Annotated in this window: 19 protein-coding genes; 8 read left to right on the forward strand and 11 right to left on the reverse strand. The window is 67.0% G+C overall.

Annotated features, from left to right (window positions below; genetic code table 11):
* Nucleotides 1-15: 15 nt before the first annotated feature.
* Nucleotides 16-753, reverse strand: coding sequence for an MlaE family ABC transporter permease (locus H7J86_RS13370; protein ID WP_170847319.1), 738 nt, complete (start codon nt 751-753; stop codon nt 16-18).
* 283 nt (nt 754-1,036) lie between these two features.
* Complete coding sequence (gene fadD5, locus H7J86_RS13375; protein ID WP_187097718.1) at nt 1,037-2,680, reverse strand: fatty-acid--CoA ligase FadD5; 1,644 nt, start codon at nt 2,678-2,680, stop codon at nt 1,037-1,039.
* A gap of 153 nt (nt 2,681-2,833) precedes the next feature.
* Between fadD5 and H7J86_RS13380 the strand changes: the two genes are divergently transcribed.
* Nucleotides 2,834-3,514, forward strand: coding sequence for a GntR family transcriptional regulator (locus tag H7J86_RS13380; RefSeq protein ID WP_267291512.1), 681 nt, complete (start codon nt 2,834-2,836; stop codon nt 3,512-3,514).
* 1 nt (nt 3,515) lies between these two features.
* Here the strand turns inward: H7J86_RS13380 and H7J86_RS13385 are convergent, their stop codons facing one another.
* Complete coding sequence (locus tag H7J86_RS13385) at nt 3,516-3,956, reverse strand: SRPBCC family protein (RefSeq protein WP_167155331.1); 441 nt, start codon at nt 3,954-3,956, stop codon at nt 3,516-3,518.
* A gap of 19 nt (nt 3,957-3,975) precedes the next feature.
* Between H7J86_RS13385 and H7J86_RS13390 the strand changes: the two genes are divergently transcribed.
* Nucleotides 3,976-4,929, forward strand: coding sequence for a D-2-hydroxyacid dehydrogenase family protein (locus tag H7J86_RS13390; protein ID WP_187097715.1), 954 nt, complete (start codon nt 3,976-3,978; stop codon nt 4,927-4,929).
* Here H7J86_RS13390 and H7J86_RS13395 read toward each other — a convergent pair.
* On the reverse strand, nt 4,906-5,325 hold the full coding sequence (locus H7J86_RS13395) for an acyl-CoA thioesterase (protein WP_187097714.1): 420 nt from the start codon (nt 5,323-5,325) through the stop codon (nt 4,906-4,908). The two genes, H7J86_RS13390 and H7J86_RS13395, sit on opposite strands and share 24 nt — an antisense overlap.
* A gap of 26 nt (nt 5,326-5,351) precedes the next feature.
* On the opposite strand from H7J86_RS13395, the gene H7J86_RS13400 reads away from it, so the two are divergent.
* Nucleotides 5,352-6,446, forward strand: a complete 1,095-nt coding sequence (locus tag H7J86_RS13400; RefSeq protein ID WP_267291514.1) for an alcohol dehydrogenase catalytic domain-containing protein — start codon at nt 5,352-5,354, stop codon at nt 6,444-6,446.
* Between the two features lie 131 nt (nt 6,447-6,577).
* On the opposite strand, the gene H7J86_RS13405 is transcribed toward H7J86_RS13400, so the two are convergent.
* From H7J86_RS13405 to H7J86_RS13415, 3 genes are read right to left on the reverse strand one after another with little or no spacing between them, the layout of a single operon-like run.
* Nucleotides 6,578-8,290, reverse strand: coding sequence for an acyl-CoA dehydrogenase (locus H7J86_RS13405; protein ID WP_267291516.1), 1,713 nt, complete (start codon nt 8,288-8,290; stop codon nt 6,578-6,580).
* A complete protein-coding gene (locus H7J86_RS13410; RefSeq protein ID WP_090359633.1) occupies nt 8,287-9,063 on the reverse strand; it encodes an SDR family oxidoreductase in 777 nt (258 codons plus the stop codon). The genes H7J86_RS13405 and H7J86_RS13410 overlap by 4 nt, the downstream gene beginning before the upstream one ends.
* Nucleotides 9,056-9,748, reverse strand: coding sequence for a TetR/AcrR family transcriptional regulator (locus tag H7J86_RS13415; protein ID WP_090359099.1), 693 nt, complete (start codon nt 9,746-9,748; stop codon nt 9,056-9,058). The genes H7J86_RS13410 and H7J86_RS13415 overlap by 8 nt, the downstream gene beginning before the upstream one ends.
* A 143-nt stretch (nt 9,749-9,891) precedes the next feature.
* On the opposite strand from H7J86_RS13415, the gene H7J86_RS13420 reads away from it, so the two are divergent.
* The gene (locus tag H7J86_RS13420; protein ID WP_019514171.1) at nt 9,892-10,002 is read left to right on the forward strand and encodes a hypothetical protein; all 111 of its coding nucleotides are present in this window, start codon (nt 9,892-9,894) and stop codon (nt 10,000-10,002) included.
* A gap of 111 nt (nt 10,003-10,113) precedes the next feature.
* Here the strand turns inward: H7J86_RS13420 and H7J86_RS13425 are convergent, their stop codons facing one another.
* Genes H7J86_RS13425 through H7J86_RS13435 form a run of 3 tightly spaced genes read right to left on the reverse strand, consistent with a single transcriptional unit; the run spans nt 10,114 to nt 12,774 of the window.
* Nucleotides 10,114-10,902 (reverse strand): ABC transporter ATP-binding protein, encoded by a 789-nt coding sequence (locus tag H7J86_RS13425; protein ID WP_267291518.1) that lies wholly within the window; start codon nt 10,900-10,902, stop codon nt 10,114-10,116.
* Complete coding sequence (locus H7J86_RS13430; RefSeq protein ID WP_187097709.1) at nt 10,883-11,914, reverse strand: taurine ABC transporter substrate-binding protein; 1,032 nt, start codon at nt 11,912-11,914, stop codon at nt 10,883-10,885. The genes H7J86_RS13425 and H7J86_RS13430 overlap by 20 nt, the downstream gene beginning before the upstream one ends.
* Complete coding sequence (locus H7J86_RS13435) at nt 11,911-12,774, reverse strand: ABC transporter permease (protein ID WP_090359103.1); 864 nt, start codon at nt 12,772-12,774, stop codon at nt 11,911-11,913. Before H7J86_RS13435 ends, H7J86_RS13430 begins: the two co-directional genes overlap by 4 nt.
* A 238-nt stretch (nt 12,775-13,012) precedes the next feature.
* Here H7J86_RS13435 and H7J86_RS13440 point away from each other — a divergent pair, with 238 nt between their 5' ends.
* The 4 genes from H7J86_RS13440 to pntB all read left to right on the forward strand — a co-directional run bounded on the left by H7J86_RS13440 (nt 13,013) and on the right by pntB (nt 18,429).
* On the forward strand, nt 13,013-14,311 hold the full coding sequence (locus H7J86_RS13440) for a serine/threonine-protein kinase (protein WP_267291520.1): 1,299 nt from the start codon (nt 13,013-13,015) through the stop codon (nt 14,309-14,311).
* Entirely contained in the window at nt 14,308-15,315 is a 1,008-nt protein-coding gene (locus H7J86_RS13445) for a magnesium transporter CorA family protein (RefSeq protein ID WP_267291522.1), read from the forward strand. The genes H7J86_RS13440 and H7J86_RS13445 overlap by 4 nt, the downstream gene beginning before the upstream one ends.
* A gap of 106 nt (nt 15,316-15,421) precedes the next feature.
* The gene (locus tag H7J86_RS13450) at nt 15,422-16,945 is read left to right on the forward strand and encodes a Re/Si-specific NAD(P)(+) transhydrogenase subunit alpha (RefSeq protein ID WP_267292926.1); all 1,524 of its coding nucleotides are present in this window, start codon (nt 15,422-15,424) and stop codon (nt 16,943-16,945) included.
* A gap of 62 nt (nt 16,946-17,007) precedes the next feature.
* On the forward strand, nt 17,008-18,429 hold the full coding sequence (pntB, locus tag H7J86_RS13455) for a Re/Si-specific NAD(P)(+) transhydrogenase subunit beta (RefSeq protein ID WP_267291524.1): 1,422 nt from the start codon (nt 17,008-17,010) through the stop codon (nt 18,427-18,429).
* Between the two features lie 15 nt (nt 18,430-18,444).
* On the opposite strand, the gene H7J86_RS13460 is transcribed toward pntB, so the two are convergent.
* Nucleotides 18,445-19,023, reverse strand: a complete 579-nt coding sequence (locus H7J86_RS13460; RefSeq protein WP_090359111.1) for a TetR/AcrR family transcriptional regulator — start codon at nt 19,021-19,023, stop codon at nt 18,445-18,447.
* Nucleotides 19,024-19,059: the final 36 nt, after the last annotated feature.

A 19,059-nucleotide genomic window follows, 5' to 3' on the forward strand; every position in this document is an offset into this window, starting at 1 on the left:
CTCCTTGCTGCCCGCTCATGTGGTCGTCCCGAATCGCACGCCGATGGTGGTCAGCACCACGTTGACGGCGAACAGCGCCACCACGCAGAGCACCAGCGTCTCATTGACCGCGGTGCCCACGCCCTTGGAGCCGCCGGCCACCGTCAGCCCGCGGTAGCAGCCGACCAGACCGGCGATGAGCCCGAACAGGGTGGCCTTGATGACCGAGATCATCACCTCGGGAAAACCGGTGAGCAGGGTCAGTGTCGAGACGTAGGCGCCGGCGTTGACGTTCTGGATGTACACACCGAAGAAGTAGCCGCCGACCAGGCCGATCGTGATGACCGCGCCGTTGAGCAGGAAGGCCACGAAAGTGGACGCCACCACGCGCGGGGCCACCAGCCGTTCGATCGGATCGATGCCCAGCACCTCCATCGCGTCGATCTCCTCGCGCACGGTGCGCGCACCGAGGTCGGCGCAGATGGCGGTGGAGCCGGCGCCGGCGACGACGAGCACCGTCACCAGTGGTCCCAGCTGGGTGACCGCACCGAGCGCCGCACCCGCGCCGGAGACGTCCGCGGCACCGAACTCGGCCAGCAGGATGTTCAGCGTGAAGATGATGAGCACAGTCAGCGGGATCGAGACCGCAAGGGTCGGAAGGAAGGCCACCCGGATCAGGAACCAGCTCTGGAGGACGAACTCCTTCCATTGGAAGGGCCGGGTCACCAGAGCCTTACCGGTCAGCACGCACATTTTGAAGAAGCCACCGACCATGGTCAGGGGCTTCTCCAGCTGATCGCGGACGTAGTCGACCAGGCCGTTGCTCGCGGTCACCGTGGCGTACTCCCCCCGAGATCGTCACGGTCCGCACGGAGCGGCATCACGTGTGGCACATCCCCTCCCTGCCCATTTCCGGCCCCGTCCCCGAACATGTGATTCCCGTCTCCCTACTCGCGGGTAGTAAGACGGACCACAGGACTGTACCCGATCCGGTACCGGCGGTGTTGGGCAACTGATTTATTCACATCGCAACCGTTAGCAAAGCCATGCCGACTGGTTACCTTACCGATGTTGTGCTAGAAACCGTTGCCGCAGTAGAACTTTCGCCTGCGTCAACGACGGTTTCGGTACCGAACTGCGCGCGCAGCTCTGTTTTCAGCACTTTGCCCGACGGATTGCGGGGCAATGCGTCGACGATCTCCAGCGCCTTGGGATGCTTGTAGCGAGCTAACCTCTCGGTGAGAAAATCACCGAGATCGGCCAGGGTCAAGCTTTCGCCGGTCACCGTCCCCAGTGCCACGACCGCGACCGGCACCTCGCCCCACTTGTGATGTGGGCGGCCGATGACCGCGACCTCCGCAATCGCGGGATGAGCAGCCAAAACGTTCTCCACCTCGGCGCAGTAGATGTTCTCCCCGCCGGAGATGATCATGTCCTTCTTACGATCGACGACCCAGATGTAACCTTCGTCGTCCTGGCGCACCAGGTCACCCGAGTGGAACCAGCCACCGGCGAACGCCTCGGCGGTGGCCTTCGGGTTGTTCCAGTAGCCGGCCATCAGGGTGGGCGCCCGGTAGACGATCTCGCCGACCTGCCCCACCGGGACGTCGTTCATATCCTCGTCCACGATGCGCGCCGACACCGTCGGAATGACCCGACCGACCGAGCCGAGCTTGCGAATTGCATCCTCCCCCAACAACATACAAGTAACGGGTGACATCTCGGTCTGCCCGAACGCGGCCAGGATGTTCGCCCCCGGGAACGACTCGGCCATCTCCCTCAGCAACGTATCCGAGGCCGGGGCGGCACCCCAGGACAACACGCGCAGGACCAGCTTCCGTGGCCGGGCCCGCTGCGCCGCGCATACGGCCTGCCACTGCGCGGGCACCAGGAAGATACCGGTGACCTTCTCGGCCTCGAGCACGTCCAGCAGCGCACCGGGATCGAACGCGCCCAGCGGGTACAGCACGGTCGGGCGGCCGAGCAGCAGTCCGGCGATCATGTTGCCGATACCGGCGATATGGAACAGCGGGACGCCGATGAAGCCGATGTCGTTGTTGAGATCGGCGCCGTTGGTGAACAGGTTGGTGAGGGCCTGTCCGGCGATGTTCGTGTGGGTGAGCACCGCCCCCTTGGGACGTCCGGTGGTACCGGAGGTGTACATGATCAGCGCCGGTGAATCGTTGGGGATGTCCACCGGGGCGGGCGGTGCGCCGGCCTCGTCGATGAGGTCCTCGTAGCCCAGCAGACCGTCTTCACTCCCGCCGCCGGCCACGATGATGGTGGCCAGTGTCGCGTCGAGCCCGCGGACCGCAGCCGCGACGGGCGCCAACACGGATTCGGTGATGATCACCCGTGCCGCACAGTCGCTGACCAGGAAGGCGATCTCGGGCGGGGTCATCCGGAAGTTCACCGGTACCGCGATCGCGCCCAGCCGGTTGGCCGCCAGGAACGACTCGATGAACTCGTTTCGGTTGAGCATCAGGATTAGCACCCGGTCGCCGAATTCCACGCCGCGGCGCTGCAGCGCCCCGGCCAGCGCGGTCACCCGCCGGTCCAGCTCACCCCACGTGGTGGTCTGGCCGAGGTAACGCAGCGCGGTCTGTGCCGGCTGCATGAGCGCGTGCCGGGACAGCTGGTTGGACCAGTTCTGCTGGCGGGCGAGGTACGGCTGGTCGGTGGGCAGCGGCTGCGAGGTCAACGGGACGCCTTTTCGGTCGTGGAGTTGCGCGTTCTTGATATTTGATCAAATCTTGTGTCGCCGCGGTCACACTATGACGAGAATGGCCCCTGAACAAACTCGCACAAAGCCGCGACAAACCCGCACCTCCGCGAAAGGCAACCCACCCGAACTGTGAACGCACCCGCGAAACCCCTCGCGCTCGGCCGTCGCGAACAGCTGTCCGACGAAGTGGCCGCCCACCTGCGGGCGGCCATCATGTCCGGCACGCTGCGGCCGGGCACTTTCGTGCGGCTCGACGAGACCGCCGCCCGGCTCGGCGTCAGCATCACGCCGGTGCGCGAGGCCCTGCGCACGCTGCGCGGCGAAGGCATGGTGCAGCTGGAACCGAACCGCGGTCATGTGGTGGCGCCGTTGACCCGCGACGATATCGCCGACATCTTCTGGTTGCAGGCCACCATCGCCACCGAGATCTCCGCATCCGCCGCCACCCGCGTCACCGATGCCGAGATCGACGAGCTGTCCCGGCTGACCGACGAGCTGTCCGATGCCGTCACCGCCGGAGACGCCGAGGCGATCGCCATGGCGGAGTACACGTTTCACCGCGCCTTCAACAGGTCGGCCGGCCGGATCAAGTTGGCCTGGTTCCTGCTGCACGCGACGCGCTACCTGCCGCACCACCTCTACGCCGCCGACCCGACCTGGGGTGCCGGCGCGGTGGTCAACCACCGCGAACTGGTCGAAGCGCTCCGGCGTCGCGATGTCGACGAGGTGGTTCGCCTGACACGCAACCAGTTCTCCGACGGCGCACAGCGGTTGACCAACCGCCTGGACGAACTCGGTCTCTGGACCTGAGTCAGGCGCCCAGTTCTTCGGCCCGCTTCTTGAGATTGCCCGCCAGATGCTCGAGCGCGTCGTTGGCGATCTTCTTCACCATGAGCGACGGCACACCCGGCATCGACACCTCCACGTCCATGTCGACGGTGAGCAGCGCCGTCGCACCCATGTCCACCACCGAGAACAGTTGTTCCTGCTTGGAGAAGATGTCGCCCTGCTGCATCACCGTCTGGATCTGAAACTCGGCGGGGTAGTAGACCGCCTGGATGAAGCTGCTGTCCATACCCTGGATCTTGGTGTCCATCCGCAGCTGGCTGGGCCGGCCGTCCTCGTACCGCGCCAGGATCCACAAGCCGGTGATCTCTTCGTTCCACTGTGGATAGGCCTCGAAGTCAGCCACGATCGCCATGATCGCCGCGGCTGGGGCGGTGACCTCTTCGGTCTTGCTCACGATGGGCATCGGGCGATTCTATAAGGCCATGAACCCACCGCTCCGGGTCGCCGTCCTCGACGACTACCAGAACGTCGCCTTGCAGATGACCGACTGGTCACCGGTCACGTCGCGCGCAGAGGTGACGGTCTTCGACGATCACCTGGCCGACGAGGATGCGCTGGTGGCCCGGTTGGCGCCGTTCGATGTCGTGTTCGTGATGCGGGAGCGAACGCCGTTGCCACGCAGCGTGCTGCACCGGCTGCCCCGGCTGCGCATGATCGCCTCCACCGGCAACGCGAATGCGTCGATCGATATGGCGGCGGCCGCGGAGCTGGGCATCCACGTCAGTCACACCGGCGGATCGGTGGCCTCGACGGTGGAACTGACCTGGGCGCTCATCCTCGCGACCGCGCGCAACCTGGTGGCCGAACGGCAGGCGGTCGCCGAGGGCCGCTGGCAGATCGGTGTGGGCCGAGAGCTCGAGGGTCGCGTGCTCGGGGTGCTGGGACTGGGTCGAATCGGGCCACGGGTGGCGCGGATCGGGGCCGCCTTCGGTATGGACGTGGTGGCGTGGAGCACCAACATGACGCCGGAGGACGCGGTCGCGGCGGGCGCCCGGCATGTGCCGCGTGACGAGTTCTTCTCGACCGCCGACGTCCTGACGGTGCACCTGAAACTGGGTGACCGGTCCCGCGGATTGGTCGGTGCCGCCGAACTCGCGGCCATGAAGCCGAGCGCCCTGCTGATCAACACGTCCCGCGGTCCCATCGTGGACGAGGCGGCGCTGATCGAGGCGCTGCGCTGCGGGTCGATCGCCGGGGCCGGTCTGGACGTGTACGGCACCGAACCCCTGCCCGCCGGGCATCCGCTGCGGACGATGCCGAACGTCGTCGCCACCCCGCATATCGGCTATGTGGCCGACCGGCCCTACCGGATCTTCTTCTCCGACGGTGTCACCGCCATCGCGGAGTGGCTGTCACACCACGGCGCCCGAGAGTAGGCCTCTGATCTCGGCCGGGATCGGCACCGGTCTTCTGGTGTCGCGGTCGACGTAGACGTGAACCCAGGTTCCGAGGGCGGCAAGTGGTGCACCCGCCTCGAACAGCGCCGTGCGGTAGGTGACGCTGCTGGTGCCCAGCCGGGTGACGGCCAGGCCGACCACCAGATCCGCCGGGAATTTCAGCTCGGCGAAGTACCGGCAGCCCGATTCGGCGACCACGCCCAACCACGGCGCCGACATCGCGTCGGTACCGCTGCCCGCGCCGATCCAGGCGTTGATGGCCGTGTCGAACAGCTCGTAGTACACCGCGTTGTTGAGGTGGCCGAACATGTCGTTGTCCGTCCAGCGGGTCTGCACCGGCCAGTGCACCGGGAAGTCGGCACTCGTCAGATCCATGACGGTCAGTCTGTCAGGCTGGTGCGATGAGGATTCGTGGTGCCGTTCTGGAGACCATCGGGGCACCCGCCCCCTACGCCGACTCGCGTCCACTGCGCGTGACCGAACTCGACTTGTCCGATCCCGGCGATGGTGAGCTGTTGGTGCGGATCGAGGCGGCCGGCCTGTGCCACTCCGACCTGTCGGTGGTGGACGGCAATCGGGTGCGTCCGGTGCCGATGCTGCTGGGGCATGAGGCCGCGGGGATAGTCGAAAAGGTCGGTGGTGCATCTGATCTCACGGTCGGTCAGCGCGTGGTGATGACCTTCCTGCCGCGTTGCGGGCAGTGCAGCGCCTGCGCGACGGACGGGCTGGCACCGTGTCTTCCCGGAAGCGCAGCCAATGCCGCGGGCACCTTGCTCAGCGGGGCCGTGCGGCTCGGCGACGGTGTGCTGCACCATCTCGGGGTGTCCGGTTTCGCCACGCACGCGGTGGTGGATCGGCGATCGGTGGTGCCGGTCGCGCACGATGTCCCCCCGGTCGTGGCGTCGCTGCTCGGGTGCGCGGTGCTCACCGGCGGCGGGGCGGTACTCAATGCGGGTCGGCCGAAGCCGGGCCAGACGGTCGCGGTGGTCGGGATGGGCGGGGTCGGGATGGCCGCCATGCTCACCGCGCTGGCGCATGACGATGTGCGGGTCATCGCGGTGGACCGGCTGCCGGACAAGCTGGTTCGGGCCCACGAGCTGGGTGCGCACGAGGTCTTCACACCCGAACAGGCCGAGGCCGTACGGGCCGAGGTGGTGATCGAGGCGGTCGGGCATCCGGCGGCGCTGGAGACCGCCATCGGGCTGACCGCACCGGGCGGCAAGACCATCACGGTGGGCCTGCCGCATCCCGACGCCCGCATCAGTCTGTCGCCGCTGGCGCTGGTGGCGCAGGGCCGCGCACTGATCGGCAGCTACCTGGGCTCGGCGGTACCCGCTCGAGACATCCCGCGCTTCGTCGACCTGTGGCGGGCCGGGCGGCTGCCGGTGGAGGCCCTGGTGTCCGCGACGGTCTCCCTGGATCAGATCAACGCCGCAATGGACGCGCTGGCCGCCGGCACCGCGGTGCGCCAGATCATCGAGTTCGGCCACGGCTGACACGAGTGCGTCGACCAACCCGAGACCACGTCGGACAGCAAGGGCAGCACACCCGGACCTCCGAGATCGACATTCTGCCGAGAACCACTCGCACTTTGCGACCCAAATGCGCATTTGGGCGGAAAGGGAGGTCAGAACCAGGGGTCGGCCATCTCCAGCGTGGTCCGATCCAGGCTGGCCAGCAGGTCCAGTTGCGTTGCTGTCTTGGGTAATTCGTAGCGGAAGAAGAACGTGGCAGCCTGGCGCTTGCCCGCATAGAAGTCACCGGCCCGATCGCCGGCGGCCAGGAACTGCTCCAGCCAGATCCAGGCGATCACGATGTGCCCGAACGCTTCCAGGTAGATCGCACTGTTGGCCATGGCCGCCTCGATGTCACCGGAGGCGAACAGGCCCGTCGTCACCTCGGCCAGTCGCCGCCATGCGGTGTCGAGCTGCGCACCGAACTCGTGATCGCCGGCCGCTGCCACCGTCGCCGCGATCCGCTCCCCGAGGGCCGCCATCCCGGCACCGCCGCGCTGGGTCACCTTGCGCCCCAGCAGATCCAGGCTCTGAATTCCGTGCGTCCCCTCATGGATCGGGTTCAGCCGGTTGTCCCGGTAATGCTGTTCGACATCGTATTCGCGGGTGTACCCGTAGCCGCCGAGGACCTGGATGGCCAGGTTGTTGGCCTCCACGCACCATTGCGAGGGCCAGCTCTTGGCCACCGGGGTGAGGATATCCAGCAGATCGGTCTCCTCGAGATCGACCAGCCGCGCGCAGTACAGCGCCAGGCCCAGCGCGCCCTCGACATAGGACTTCTGCGCCAACAGCATTCGTTTCACATCGGCGTGCGCGATGATCGGCACCTGCGGGGTGCTCGGATCCTTGACCAATCGGCCCTGCGGTCGCTCCCTGGCGTACTGCAAGGACTTGAGATAACCGGTGTAGCCCAGCGATACGGCACCCATCCCCACACCGAGGCGGGCCTCGTTCATCATGTGGAACATGTAGACCAGACCACGGTGCGGCTCACCGACCAGATAGCCCACCGCGCCGTCGAAGTTGAGGACGGTGTTGGTGATCCCGCGCTGGCCCATCTTGTGATTGAGCCCGGAGATCGCGACGTCGTTACGGGTCCCGACAGCGCCGTCGGCGCCGACCAGGTACTTCGGCACGATGAACAGCGAGATGCCCTTGGTACCGGCCGGCCCACCCGGGATCTTGGCCAGCACCAGGTTGACGATGTTGTCGCTGAGTTCGTGCTCGGCACCCGAGATCCACATCTTGGTGCCGAAAATCCGGTAGCTCCCGTCGGCCTGGGGCTCGGCACGGGTGGTGATATCGGCCAGCGACGAGCCGGCCTGGGTCTCCGACAGCGCCATGGTGCCGGTGAAACGGCCGGCCAGCATCGGCTTGACCCAGGTCGAAATCTGGTCGGCACTGCCGAATTTGGCGATCAGATTCGCATTGGCGATGGTCAGCATGAGGTAACCGGAGGTGCTGACATTGGCCGCCGAGATCCATGCGAACCCCGCCTGGGCCACCGTCGCCGGTAACTGCGCGCCACCGAGTTCGGCGTCGAAACCCATGCCCAGCAGATCCGCTCTCGCGAACGCCTGCAGTGCTTCTTTGACCTCGGGGATGACCGTCACGGTGGTGCCGTCGAAGCTGGGTTCGTGGGCATCGCTGAGCTTGTTGTGCGGGGCGAAATAGCGTTCGGCCAGCTGCTCACACAGCTCGAGCACACCGTCGAACGTCTCCCGGGAATGCTCGGCGAATCTGGGCCGGGCGGTCAGCTCCTCCACCCGAAGCCATTCGTAGAGAAGGAAATCCAGGTCGCGTCGGGACAGAATGGTCGACTTCACCGGATCGTGCTCACTCCCCCGTCGACGGGGATCACCGCACCGGTGATGTAGCTGCTGGCCCGGCTGGCCAGGAACACCGCGATACCGGCCATATCGTCGGGTTGCCCGACCCGGCCCAGCGGCAGCAGCGACCCGACGGCGTCTTCACCGGCCGACAACAGCTCTTTGGTCATCCGGGACGGGAACAGGCCGGGCGCAATGGCGTTCACCAGAATCTTGGGGGCCAGCTCCCCTGCGAGATGCTTGGTGAGCATGTGCACCGCCGCCTTGCTGGCGCTGTAGGAGAAGTTGTCCCTGCCCCGCTCGGGCACCAGGAAGCCGTCGATGCTGCCGGTGTTGATCACCCGAGCCGGATCATCGTCGGTGGCGCCGGCGGTCAACAGTGGCACGAGCGCGCGGGTCAGCAGGAACACACCCTTGACGTTGACGTCGAAGACCTTGTCGAAACCGGACTCCGGGAAATCCTCGAACGGCGCACCCCAGGCGGCGCCGGCATTGTTGAACAGGACGTGGACGGCGTCCTCCTGGTAGGTCACCGCGTCGGCCAGCGCTCGGACGCCCTCAGCGGTGCCGAGGTCGGCGGGGATGCCCTCCACGGCGCCCAGCGGGGACAACTCGGCCACCGCGGCGTCGAGTTCGGCCGCCTTGCGGGCCGCGAGGTAGACCTTGGCCGCACCGGCTTCCAGCAGCCCGCGCGCGATCATCACGCCGATGCCGCGCCCGCCGCCGGTGACCACCGCGACCTTGCCGTCGAGCCGGAACAGATCACTCATGGCCGGCACCACCCTCCGTCAATCCCTGGGCTCCTCCCAGGGGTTCCGCGTTGCGGACGGTTTCGTCGCGGATCAGGCCGCGCAGCAGCGCGGTGCTGAACTCCACCGCGATCTCCTGTGCGGTACGGCGGCCGTGGGGCCGCAGCCATCGATAGGCGCCCAGCGTCATGCCGATGTACCCGAGCGCCAACACGTGCGAATCGCAGTCGTAGAACTCACCGCTGGCGATCCCGCGGTCGATCACATCGCGCACATGCTCGTAGACGGTGGCCTCCGCCCTGCGGATGTAGTCCACCTGCTCCTCGGTGAACCACTCGCTGATGTAGGGGCCCTCCTGGAAATAGACGGCCGCCGCCTCCAGGTCATTGGCGATACCGGTGAGCAACCGCCTGGTGAAGTGGTAGATGGTCTCGCGAGCGGAGGCGCTGGGGTCATCGTGCAGCGCGTGCACGGTGAAGTCCGCGGTGGCCTTGTAGATATCCCAGAGGATGAGCGACTTGCTGGCGTAGTAGTGATAGACGGTGGCCTTGTTCAGCCCGACAGCGTCGGCGACGTCATCCATCCGGGTGCCGTGGTACCCGCGGGCGGCGAAGAGTTTGGCGGCGACGGCCAGCAGCTCTTCCCGCCGAGACAACCCGTTGGCGGTGGATGCCCCATTGGACGCCCCGTTCGACTCCGTGGACATGACAACTCACTATCTGCAGACCGGGAAAACCGGGAACCAATCAACTGGTTGGCCAGTCTAGGCAATCGGCGGGATCCGGTGTCGCACCCCGGCACAATCGCGTTAGACTTTGCACACGCAATGGCCATGCTGGGGAGGCATCGATGGACCCGAATCCGGATTACGACATCAGCGACGAGGGTGAGTTCTTCTTCAGTTGGCTGGCCTGGGGACTGCGTGGCGTGTACCCGCCGCCCGCGTATCCGCCGGTCTGACGGACTCACAGGAAAAAGGCACCCGCCGCGGCGGGTGCCTTTTTCGTGTAGCGGGCCTGCGATTTGTGCACGTTTACCGGCGGTGAGCGCCGGCAGACGTGCACAAATCACTCACGCCGCGGCGGCCTTGACCGCCTCGCCCACCTCATCCTTGAGCTTCAGGAACTCCGGGGACCGCCGCAGCTCCGTCGCGCCGACGCCGGTGCGGGGCAACTCGGAAGGCAGGTCCAGAGCCACCTTGCCGGGGCGCCGGGTCAGCACCACGATCCGCGAACCCAGGAAGGCCGCCTCGTCGGCGCTGTGCGTGACGAACACCGTCGTGCGTCCCGACTCCGCGCTGACCTGACGGACATCCTCCTGCAGACGCTCCCGGGTCAGTGCGTCCAGCGCGGCGAACGGCTCGTCGAGCAGGAACAGGGGTGTCTCGGCCGCCAGCGCCCGGGCGATCGCCACCCGCTGCTGCTGCCCACCGCTGATCTCCCAGATCTTGCGATCACCGGTGCCGTCGAGCCCGACCCGTTCGAGGAGTTGTTCGCGCCGCTCGGCGCGCCGCTCCCGCGGCACCTTGGCGTACTTGAGCGCCAGATCGACATTGCCGCCGACGGTCCGCCACGGGAACAGCCGCGGCTGCTGGAACACCACCCCCGACGTGACACCGGGCGTCGGGGACGTCCCGGCCACCTGCACATCGCCCGCACTGGGCGATTCGAAGCCGGCGATCAACCGCAGCAGGGTGCTCTTCCCACATCCCGAGGCACCCACCAGGACGAGGAAGGCCCCCGGGTCGACGTCGAGGTTCACCGGCCCCAGCGCGGTGACCGCGCCCGATCCCTTGCCGTACCGGTGCTCGACGTTCTTGATCAGCAGCCGGCCGGACGAATCACTTCTTGTCGAGGACATCCGGTAATCCCTTGGTGTAGACCGCATTCTGGAAGGTGCTCAGCGGAGCGGCGGCCGGGATCTGCTTCTGCTCCGCCAGGAACTGCGACGCGCTCTCCAGATTGGCCGCGATGTTGCCGGGCTTCCCGTCGGTACCCAGCCACTGATTCGAGGTCAACTCCTGCGGAGTCAGGTACACGCCCTGCTTCAGTTGTCCCGCAACATCTTCGGGGCTCAGGCCGATCTCGGCGGCAATCGCCTTGGCCGCCGCGGCAGGATCATCCTTGATGACGTTGAGGGCGCGGGCCTCCTGCTGGCGCCACACATCCACCACATCGGGGTGCGCCGCGGCGAACTCACCGGACACCACCCCGAGGTCCAGTGTGGGCTTGCCGTCCTCGGCCAGCTGGCGGCTGGTGATCAGGTCCTTGCCGGTCTTGCGCAGCTGATCGAGCGTGGGCAGCCAGGTGTAGGCGGCCGCGATATCCCCACGGTCCCACGCCGCCAGGATGGCCTGCGGCTGCAGGTCGATCAGCTGAACATCCGCCGGGCTCAAGCCGTTCTGCGCCAGGGCGGCCAGCAGGCTGTAGTGCGCGGTCGAGGCGAACGGCGTGGCAACGCGTTTGCCCTTGAGGTCGGCGATGGTGTTGATCCCGGTGCCGTTGCGGGCCACCAGCGCCTCGTTGTCACCGGCGACGTCCAGCACGAAAGCCACCTGGTACGGAATGTTCAGCGGGGCCGACAGTCCGCGGGCCACCGGGCTGGAACCGATGGCACCGAAATCGAGTTCCTTGGCGATGAACGCGGTGTTGATATCGGCACCGGAGTCGAACTTCGTCCACTTGATGTTGTAGTCGGGCAGCGCGGATTCCAGCCACTTGTTGTTCTTGACGATCAGGTCACCGCTCGGAAAGGACTGGTAGGCAATGCGGATGGTGGGCTTCGACTGGTCCTGCCCGGAGTGGTCCACCGAGCACCCGGCCAGCGTGAGCGCGGCGGCGACGGCCGTGGCCAACAGTGCCTTCAGTTTCATATCTTTCCTCTCCAGGGGACGGCCCGCCGCTCGGCAGCCCGCAGAATGCCGTCGATGACCAGACCCGAGATCCCGATGGCGAAGATCCCGACCAGCACGACCGGGGTGTTGTTGTAATTGCTTGCGTCCTTGACCAATCCGCCGATCCCGGGGATGCCGTTGAACAGTTCGGCGGCCACCACCGACGAGTAGGCCATACCGACCGCCAGCCGGATGCCGGTGAACGTCTCGGGCAGCGCCGAGGGCACCACCACATCCCGGATCACCTGGGTGCGGGTGGCACCGAGCGCACGGGCCGCCTCCTGCAACCCGACCGGTGCGGCGACGACCGCCGAGGTGGTGGCCACCGCTGCGGGCGGCAGGGCGGCCAGTGCCAGCAGGGTGATCTTCGGGGCCTCGTCGATACCCAGCCAGATCACCAGCAGGAAGAAGTAGGCCAGCGGCGGAAGTGCCCGCAGAAACGTCAGCCATGGCTCCAGCACGCTGCGCAGCCAGCCGACCGAGCCCATCACCAGACCCAGCAACACACCCGCGGCCACGCCGATGACGACCCCGGCGAACACCCGCCGCAGCGTCATGTAAAGGTGCTCCCACAGCAGGTAGCCCGCGTAGCCGCGGGTGCCGTCGTGGGTGGTAGAGACATCGACGAAGGCCCGCCACACCGTGCCCGGATACGGCACGAAGGTCTGGTTCCAGATGCCTGCGGCGGCGACGATCTGCCACACCGCGAAGAACACCAGGACCGACAGCAGCGGCAACCCCGCACGGGTCAGGACAGCGCGGCCTCGCCCGGAACCTCCGGCGGGCGCATGCACCGGACCGACCGCCTCATCCGGGGTGATATCGACAAAGACCGACACGTCGGGCCCAACTTTCTTGTGGACGGCTTTCTGTGAACCGGTGATGTCGGGTACACGCCGCCCCTTTTATACGGGCGGCTGAACGCAGGGTGAAGAGCTCTGCTCACAGCGAGTTTTAAGCCGTTGCACCCGCGCCGCCCACCGCCTGCGAAACCGGCCGGAGACCCTCGTGTCCGGCCAGATACGACCGTCTCGCTTTTCGTCGGTGACAATGGGGGGAGCACGGTAGGAGGCGACGTTGTCGATAGCGCCCGGTGAGCGGTTCGCCGGTTACACCGTCGTGCGCCTCCTCGGTGCGGGCGGTATGGGCGAGGTCTACCTCGCCGCCCACCCGCGACTCCCGCGCCAGGACGCCATCAAGGTGCTGCGCAAGGACGTCAGCGCCGATACCGAGTACCAGGCCCGCTTCGAACGGGAAGCCGACTTCGCCGCCGACCTCATGCACCCCAACATCGTCCGCGTGTACGACCGCGGCGAGTACGACGGGCAGCTGTGGATCTCGATGGAGTACGTGGACGGCACCGATGCCGGGCAGCTGCTGCGGGGGCGGGGCTCCGGCGGTCTGCCCGCCGATGAGGTGGTGCACATCGTCAGCGCCGTCGCCGACGCCCTGGACTACGCACACCAGCGCAAGCTGCTGCACCGCGATATCAAGCCCGCCAACATCCTGCTCACCGATATCGGCGCCGAGTGGCCACGTGTCCTGCTCGCAGATTTCGGGATTGCCCGGCGGATGGGCGATACCAGCCGCCTGACCGCGACCAGCATGACCGTCGGCACCGTCGCCTACGCGGCACCGGAGCAGTTGATGGGTGAACACGTCGACGGCAGGGCTGACCAATACTCGCTGGCGGCAACGGCTTTCGAACTCCTGGCCGGGGTGCCGCCGTACCTGCACGACAATCCGGCCGCGGTCATCAGCAAGCACATCACGGCGCCGCCGCCCCCGATCGCTGGACGCCGGCCCGAGCTCGCGGATCTGGACCCGGTGCTGTCGCGGGCGCTCGCGAAATCCCCGGAGGATCGTTTCGGAAGCTGCGCGGAATTCGCCTCGGCACTGCGCGCCAGCATCGGTGGTCCCGGCGGCCTCACCGTCCCGGCCCAGGCGTACCGCACGCCCAAGCCCCGCCGTCGCCGCACCCGACTGCTGGCACTGGTGGCGGTGCTCGCGACGATCGGCGTCGCGGCGGCGGCCTATCTGCTGGGCGAACGTGAGCCGGTGACACGACACGCCGCCCCCGGAACACCCCCGGTGCCCGTGGTGCTCATCGGCGCCGACTGCGAAACACTCGGTGCAGCCGGGCAGAGCAGTACCGGCGAGAAGGCCTACTGCGCCCGGCTGCCGAGCACCGGGGACACCATGTGGTCGATCTACTCCGGCACCGTCCCGGTCCCGACGGTCACCCCGGCCGCGACCGATCAGGTGTATCCGCCGGGTATCGAAGCGCAGGTGCGGGTGTGCGTCACCGAAACCGGCCAGGACCGCGCGACCTGCCGGGACAACGTCCGGCGCGGCAATCTGGTGGGTCCGCCATGACCGAGGTGCGCGGCCGGATCTGGCGGTCCGGCAAGCCTGTGGACGGGTTCACGTTCGAGGCGATCTCGGATTGCCTGGCGGCCGAGGACACGCTGGTGTGGGCTGACATCTACAACCCCGACCACGACGATCTGCGCAGGCTGGCCATCGAGCTGGGGTTGAACATCTGGGCGGTGGAGGACGCCACCGCACCGATGGAACGCACCAAGGTCTCGGTCTATCACTCGCACACCTTCTTCACCGTGTACGCGGTGAGCACGGTCGCTCCCGAGGACGACAGCACGGCCACCCTGGTCAAGTACCGGATCTCGGCATTCGTGCTTCCCCGCGGACTCATCACCGTGCGTCTGCCCGCGGTCGGGCCGGACGGGGCGGTGCCGTTCGACATCGACCTGGTGTCACAGCGGTTCGACGAACTCGGCGGGCAGGAGCACGGCACCGGCGCCCTGGTGCACGGCCTGCTCGACGTCGTGGTGGACGGTCATTTCGAAGCGGTGCAGGAGCTCGACGACGCCATCGAATCCCTCGAAGACGAACTGTTCGACAACGACGGACCGCGGCGAGGCCTGCAGCGGCGCACCTACCGGATGCGCAAGGACCTGGTACAGCTACGCCGGGTGGTGCTGCCCATGCGCGAAGTGGTGAGCACCATCCAGCACCGCCGGCTGGATTCCCGGACGTCGCCCGAGCTGGATCCGCTCTACGCCGACCTGTACGACCACGTGCTGCGCGCCTCGGAATGGACCGAATCGCTGCGCGACATGGTCACGTCGGTGTTCGAGACCAATCTGTCGCTACAGGACGCGCGGCTGAACACGGTGATGAAGAAACTCACCGGCTGGGCGGCCATCATCGCGGTGCCCACCGCGATCACCGGCTTCTACGGCCAGAACGTCAATTACCCGGGGATCAACACCACGATCGGATTCGTCGCCAGTTCCACGCTGATCGTCGTTCTGGTGATTCTGCTGTACGTATCGTTCAAGAGGCGCGACTGGCTGTGAACATTCGTTCACCGTTGCAGGGGGGCCCGCGCAAACGGGCATTGCGGATGCGAAACTCATGCATGCCAACCAACAGGCCGCATTTCCCAAGAACGGACTTGAGTCGATGATCATCGCGATACCGCGCGAGTCTCTGCCGGGTGAGACACGCGTCGCCGCCACACCGCAAACCGTTGGGCAGATCATCAAGCTGGGCTATTCGGTAGTGGTCGAGTCCGGCGCCGGCGCCGCGTCCAGCTTCGCCGACGCCGCCTACGTGGAGGCCGGCGCGCAGATCGGCGACCCGTGGGCCGGTGATGTGGTGCTCAAGGTCAACGCCCCCAGCGATGACGAGATCGCCGCGCTGCGCGACGGGGCGACCCTGGTGTCGTTCATCTCGCCCGCACTCAAGCCCGAACTGGTCGAGAAGCTGTCCGCGCGCCCGATCACGGTGCTGGCCATGGACGCGGTACCGCGCATCTCGCGGGCCCAGTCACTGGACGTGTTGTCCTCGATGGCCAATATCGCCGGCTACCGCGCGGTGGTCGAGGCCGCCCACGCCTTCGGCCGGTTCTTCACCGGCCAGGTCACCGCAGCGGGCAAGGTACCGCCGGCGAAGGTCCTGGTGGTCGGTGCCGGGGTCGCCGGACTGGCCGCCATCGGCGCGGCGGGCAGCATGGGTGCGATCGTGCGGGCCACCGACCCCCGGCCCGAGGTGGCCGATCAGGTCAAGTCACTGGGTGGGGACTACCTCTACGTCGACCCCGCGGCGGCCGAGGTGTCGGCCACCGGCTACGCCAAGGAGATGGGCGACGACTACAAGGCCCGGGAGGCGGAGCTCTACGCCGAGCAGAGCAAAGACGTCGACATCATCATCACGACCGCGCTGATCCCCGGCCGCCCCGCGCCGCGGATCATCACCGCCGAGATGGTCGCGTCGATGAAGCCGGGCAGCGTGATCGTCGACATGGCCGCGGCCAACGGCGGCAACGTCGAGGGCACGGTCAAGGATCAGGCCGTCGTCACCGACAACGGCGTGACGATCATCGGCTACACCGACCTCGCCGGCCGGCTGCCGGCGACGGCGTCCCAGCTGTACGGCACCAACCTGGTCAACCTGCTCAAGCTGCTCACCCCAGAGAAGGACGGGCGGCTCGTCCTGAACTTCGACGACGTGGTGCAGCGCTCGGTGACCGTGGTGCGCGACGGCGAGACCACCTGGCCCCCGCCCCCGGTGCAGGTCTCGGCGGCACCGGCGGCCGCGGTCGCGCAGGCAGTGGAGCCCAAGCCGGCCAAGGAACCGATGTCCACCGGCCGCCGGCTCGGGCTCACCGGCATCGCCGCCGCGGTGCTGTTCGCGCTGATCGCCATCTCCCCGGTCGCCCTGCAGGTGCACCTGACGGTGTTCGCGCTGGCCATCGTGATCGGCTACTACGTGATCGGGCACGTCCACCACGCGCTGCACACCCCGCTGATGTCGGTCACCAACGCGATCTCCGGAATCATCGTCGTCGGTGCGCTGCTGCAGATCGGCCACGGTGATCTGCCGATCACCGTCCTGGCCACGATCGCGATCCTGCTGGCCTCCATCAACGTCTTCGGCGGCTTCGCGGTGACGCGTCGCATGCTCGCGATGTTCTCCCGCAGCTAGAACCAGCGCCCTTTATTCGAACCAGTTTCGATGCCCATCTTGACTTGAATGGAACGGATTCCATGTTCACGGTAGAGACTGCCGCCACCTCGGCCTACGTCGTCGCGGCCCTGCTGTTCATCCTGGCCCTGGCCGGGCTGTCCAAGCACGAGACATCCAAGGCGGGCAACACCTTCGGCATGGCCGGCATGGCCGTGGCCCTGATCGCCACCATCGCGCTCGCACTGGACCGCAAGATCGAGCCCCTCGGCCTCGGGCTCTTGGTGGGTGCGATGGCCATCGGTGCCGCGATCGGCCTGTGGCGCGCCCGCGTCGTCGAGATGACCGGCATGCCCGAGTTGATCGCGCTGCTGCATTCGTTCGTGGGCTTGGCCGCCGTCCTGGTCGGCTGGAACGGCTACCTGCACGTCGAGAACTCGCCGGGTGGCGCCGAGGCGGCACACCTGGCGGGCGAAGGCATGCTCGGCATCCACTCCGCCGAGGTGTTCGTCGGCGTCTTCATCGGCGCAGTCACCTTCACCGGATCGATCGTGGCCAACCTGAAACTGTCGGCCCGGATCAAATCCAACCCGCTGATGCTGCCCGGCAAGAACGTCCTCAACATCGGTGCGCTGGTGGTGTTCTTCGCGTTGACGGTGTGGTTCGTCATCTCCCCGGCGCTGTGGCTGCTGATCGTCGTCACCGTGCTCGCCCTGCTGCTCGGCTGGCACCTGGTGGCCTCCATCGGCGGCGGCGATATGCCCGTCGTCGTGTCGATGCTCAACAGCTACTCCGGCTGGGCGGCCGCGGCATCGGGATTCCTGCTGTCCAACGACCTGCTGATCATCACCGGCGCCCTCGTCGGCTCCTCCGGTGCCTACCTGTCCTACATCATGTGCAAGGCCATGAACCGGTCGTTCATCTCGGTCATCGCCGGCGGCTTCGGGATCGAGGCCGGCCCGGCCGAGGACAAGGACTACGGCGAACACCGCGAGATCACCGCCGAAGGCGCGGCCGAACTGCTCGGATCCGCCGACACGGTCATCATCACCCCCGGTTATGGCATGGCCGTGGCCCAGGCCCAGTACGGCGTGGCCGACCTGACCCGCAAACTGCGCGAACGCGGGGTCACCGTCCGCTTCGGCATCCACCCCGTCGCGGGCCGGCTGCCCGGCCATATGAACGTGCTGCTGGCCGAGGCGAAGGTGCCCTACGACATCGTGCTGGAGATGGACGAGATCAACGACGACTTCGCCGACACGGCCGTCGTGCTCGTCATCGGCGCCAACGACACCGTCAACCCGGCCGCCGCCGAGGATCCGGGCAGCCCGATCGCCGGTATGCCGGTGCTCACGGTGTGGAACGCCGAGAACGTCATCGTCTTCAAACGGTCCATGGCCTCGGGTTACGCGGGTGTGCAGAACCCGCTGTTCTTCCGGGAGAACACCCAGATGCTGTTCGGCGACGCGCGCGACCGCGTCAACGACATCCTCGCCGCGCTGTAGCGCGTATCCAGCGGGTCAGGCCCGCAGACCGTAGGTGAGCAGCGTGGCCAACTCGGCATAGGCCTCGGCGTCGCTCAGACCCGTCGCCGTGCGGACCTCGCGTTGCTGGATACGGACCATGATCGTCGCGACGAGATCCGCCGCGAACGAGGCGTGCACCTGACGGTACGCACCGTTGCCGACACCTTCCTCGATCAGTTCGCGCACGCGCTGCGCGGCGGCGCGGGTATTGGCCTCATACACCTCGCGGGCCGGGGCGAACGCGTTGAGATCGGCCATGAACACGTCCGAGGCGACGGCCAGCTCCTCGCCGACTGCGGTGAGGTACGCCGCGATGCGTTCGCTGCGGGTCTGCTCCAGGATCGCCTCGACGGCATTGGTCGCACGCTTGAAGAAGTGGATCGTCACCCGCCTGACCAACTCGTCCTTACTGCCGGCCAGGGTGTAGAGGGTGGACTTCGAGCAGCGCAGTCTCGCCGCGATGTCATCCAGCGTGAGGTGACTGAACCCCTCCGCCAGGAACAGCGCCAGCAGATCGTCGAACAACGCGGTCTGCCGACGTGTCGCGAAACCGTCGTCCGCCAGATCGAACATCAGCCAATAGTACTGCAGTGACGCTTTCAGTACCCT

This window comes from Mycobacterium hackensackense (assembly GCF_025822555.1).
Classification (GTDB): Bacteria; Actinomycetota; Actinomycetes; order Mycobacteriales; family Mycobacteriaceae; genus Mycobacterium; species Mycobacterium fluoranthenivorans.

Excerpts from the sequence above, each read along its gene's own strand:
- H7J86_RS13370 (WP_170847319.1), bottom strand. The coding sequence starts at position 753 with ATGGTCGGTGGCTTCTTCAAAATGTGCGTGCTGACCGGTAAGGCTCTG.
- H7J86_RS13385 (WP_167155331.1), bottom strand. The coding sequence starts at position 3,956 with ATGCCCATCGTGAGCAAGACCGAAGAGGTCACCGCCCCAGCCGCGGCG.
- H7J86_RS13420 (WP_019514171.1), top strand. The coding sequence starts at position 9,892 with ATGGACCCGAATCCGGATTACGACATCAGCGACGAGGGTGAGTTCTTC.
- H7J86_RS13415 (WP_090359099.1), bottom strand. The coding sequence starts at position 9,748 with ATGTCCACGGAGTCGAACGGGGCGTCCAATGGGGCATCCACCGCCAAC.
- H7J86_RS13400 (WP_267291514.1), top strand. The coding sequence starts at position 5,352 with ATGAGGATTCGTGGTGCCGTTCTGGAGACCATCGGGGCACCCGCCCCC.
- H7J86_RS13430 (WP_187097709.1), bottom strand. The coding sequence starts at position 11,914 with ATGAAACTGAAGGCACTGTTGGCCACGGCCGTCGCCGCCGCGCTCACG.
- H7J86_RS13450 (WP_267292926.1), top strand. The coding sequence starts at position 15,422 with ATGATCATCGCGATACCGCGCGAGTCTCTGCCGGGTGAGACACGCGTC.
- H7J86_RS13410 (WP_090359633.1), bottom strand. The coding sequence starts at position 9,063 with ATGAGTGATCTGTTCCGGCTCGACGGCAAGGTCGCGGTGGTCACCGGC.
- H7J86_RS13425 (WP_267291518.1), bottom strand. The coding sequence starts at position 10,902 with ATGTCCTCGACAAGAAGTGATTCGTCCGGCCGGCTGCTGATCAAGAAC.
- H7J86_RS13390 (WP_187097715.1), top strand. The coding sequence starts at position 3,976 with ATGAACCCACCGCTCCGGGTCGCCGTCCTCGACGACTACCAGAACGTC.
- H7J86_RS13460 (WP_090359111.1), bottom strand. The coding sequence starts at position 19,023 with ATGTTCGATCTGGCGGACGACGGTTTCGCGACACGTCGGCAGACCGCG.
- H7J86_RS13395 (WP_187097714.1), bottom strand. The coding sequence starts at position 5,325 with ATGGATCTGACGAGTGCCGACTTCCCGGTGCACTGGCCGGTGCAGACC.
- H7J86_RS13445 (WP_267291522.1), top strand. The coding sequence starts at position 14,308 with ATGACCGAGGTGCGCGGCCGGATCTGGCGGTCCGGCAAGCCTGTGGAC.
- pntB (WP_267291524.1), top strand. The coding sequence starts at position 17,008 with ATGTTCACGGTAGAGACTGCCGCCACCTCGGCCTACGTCGTCGCGGCC.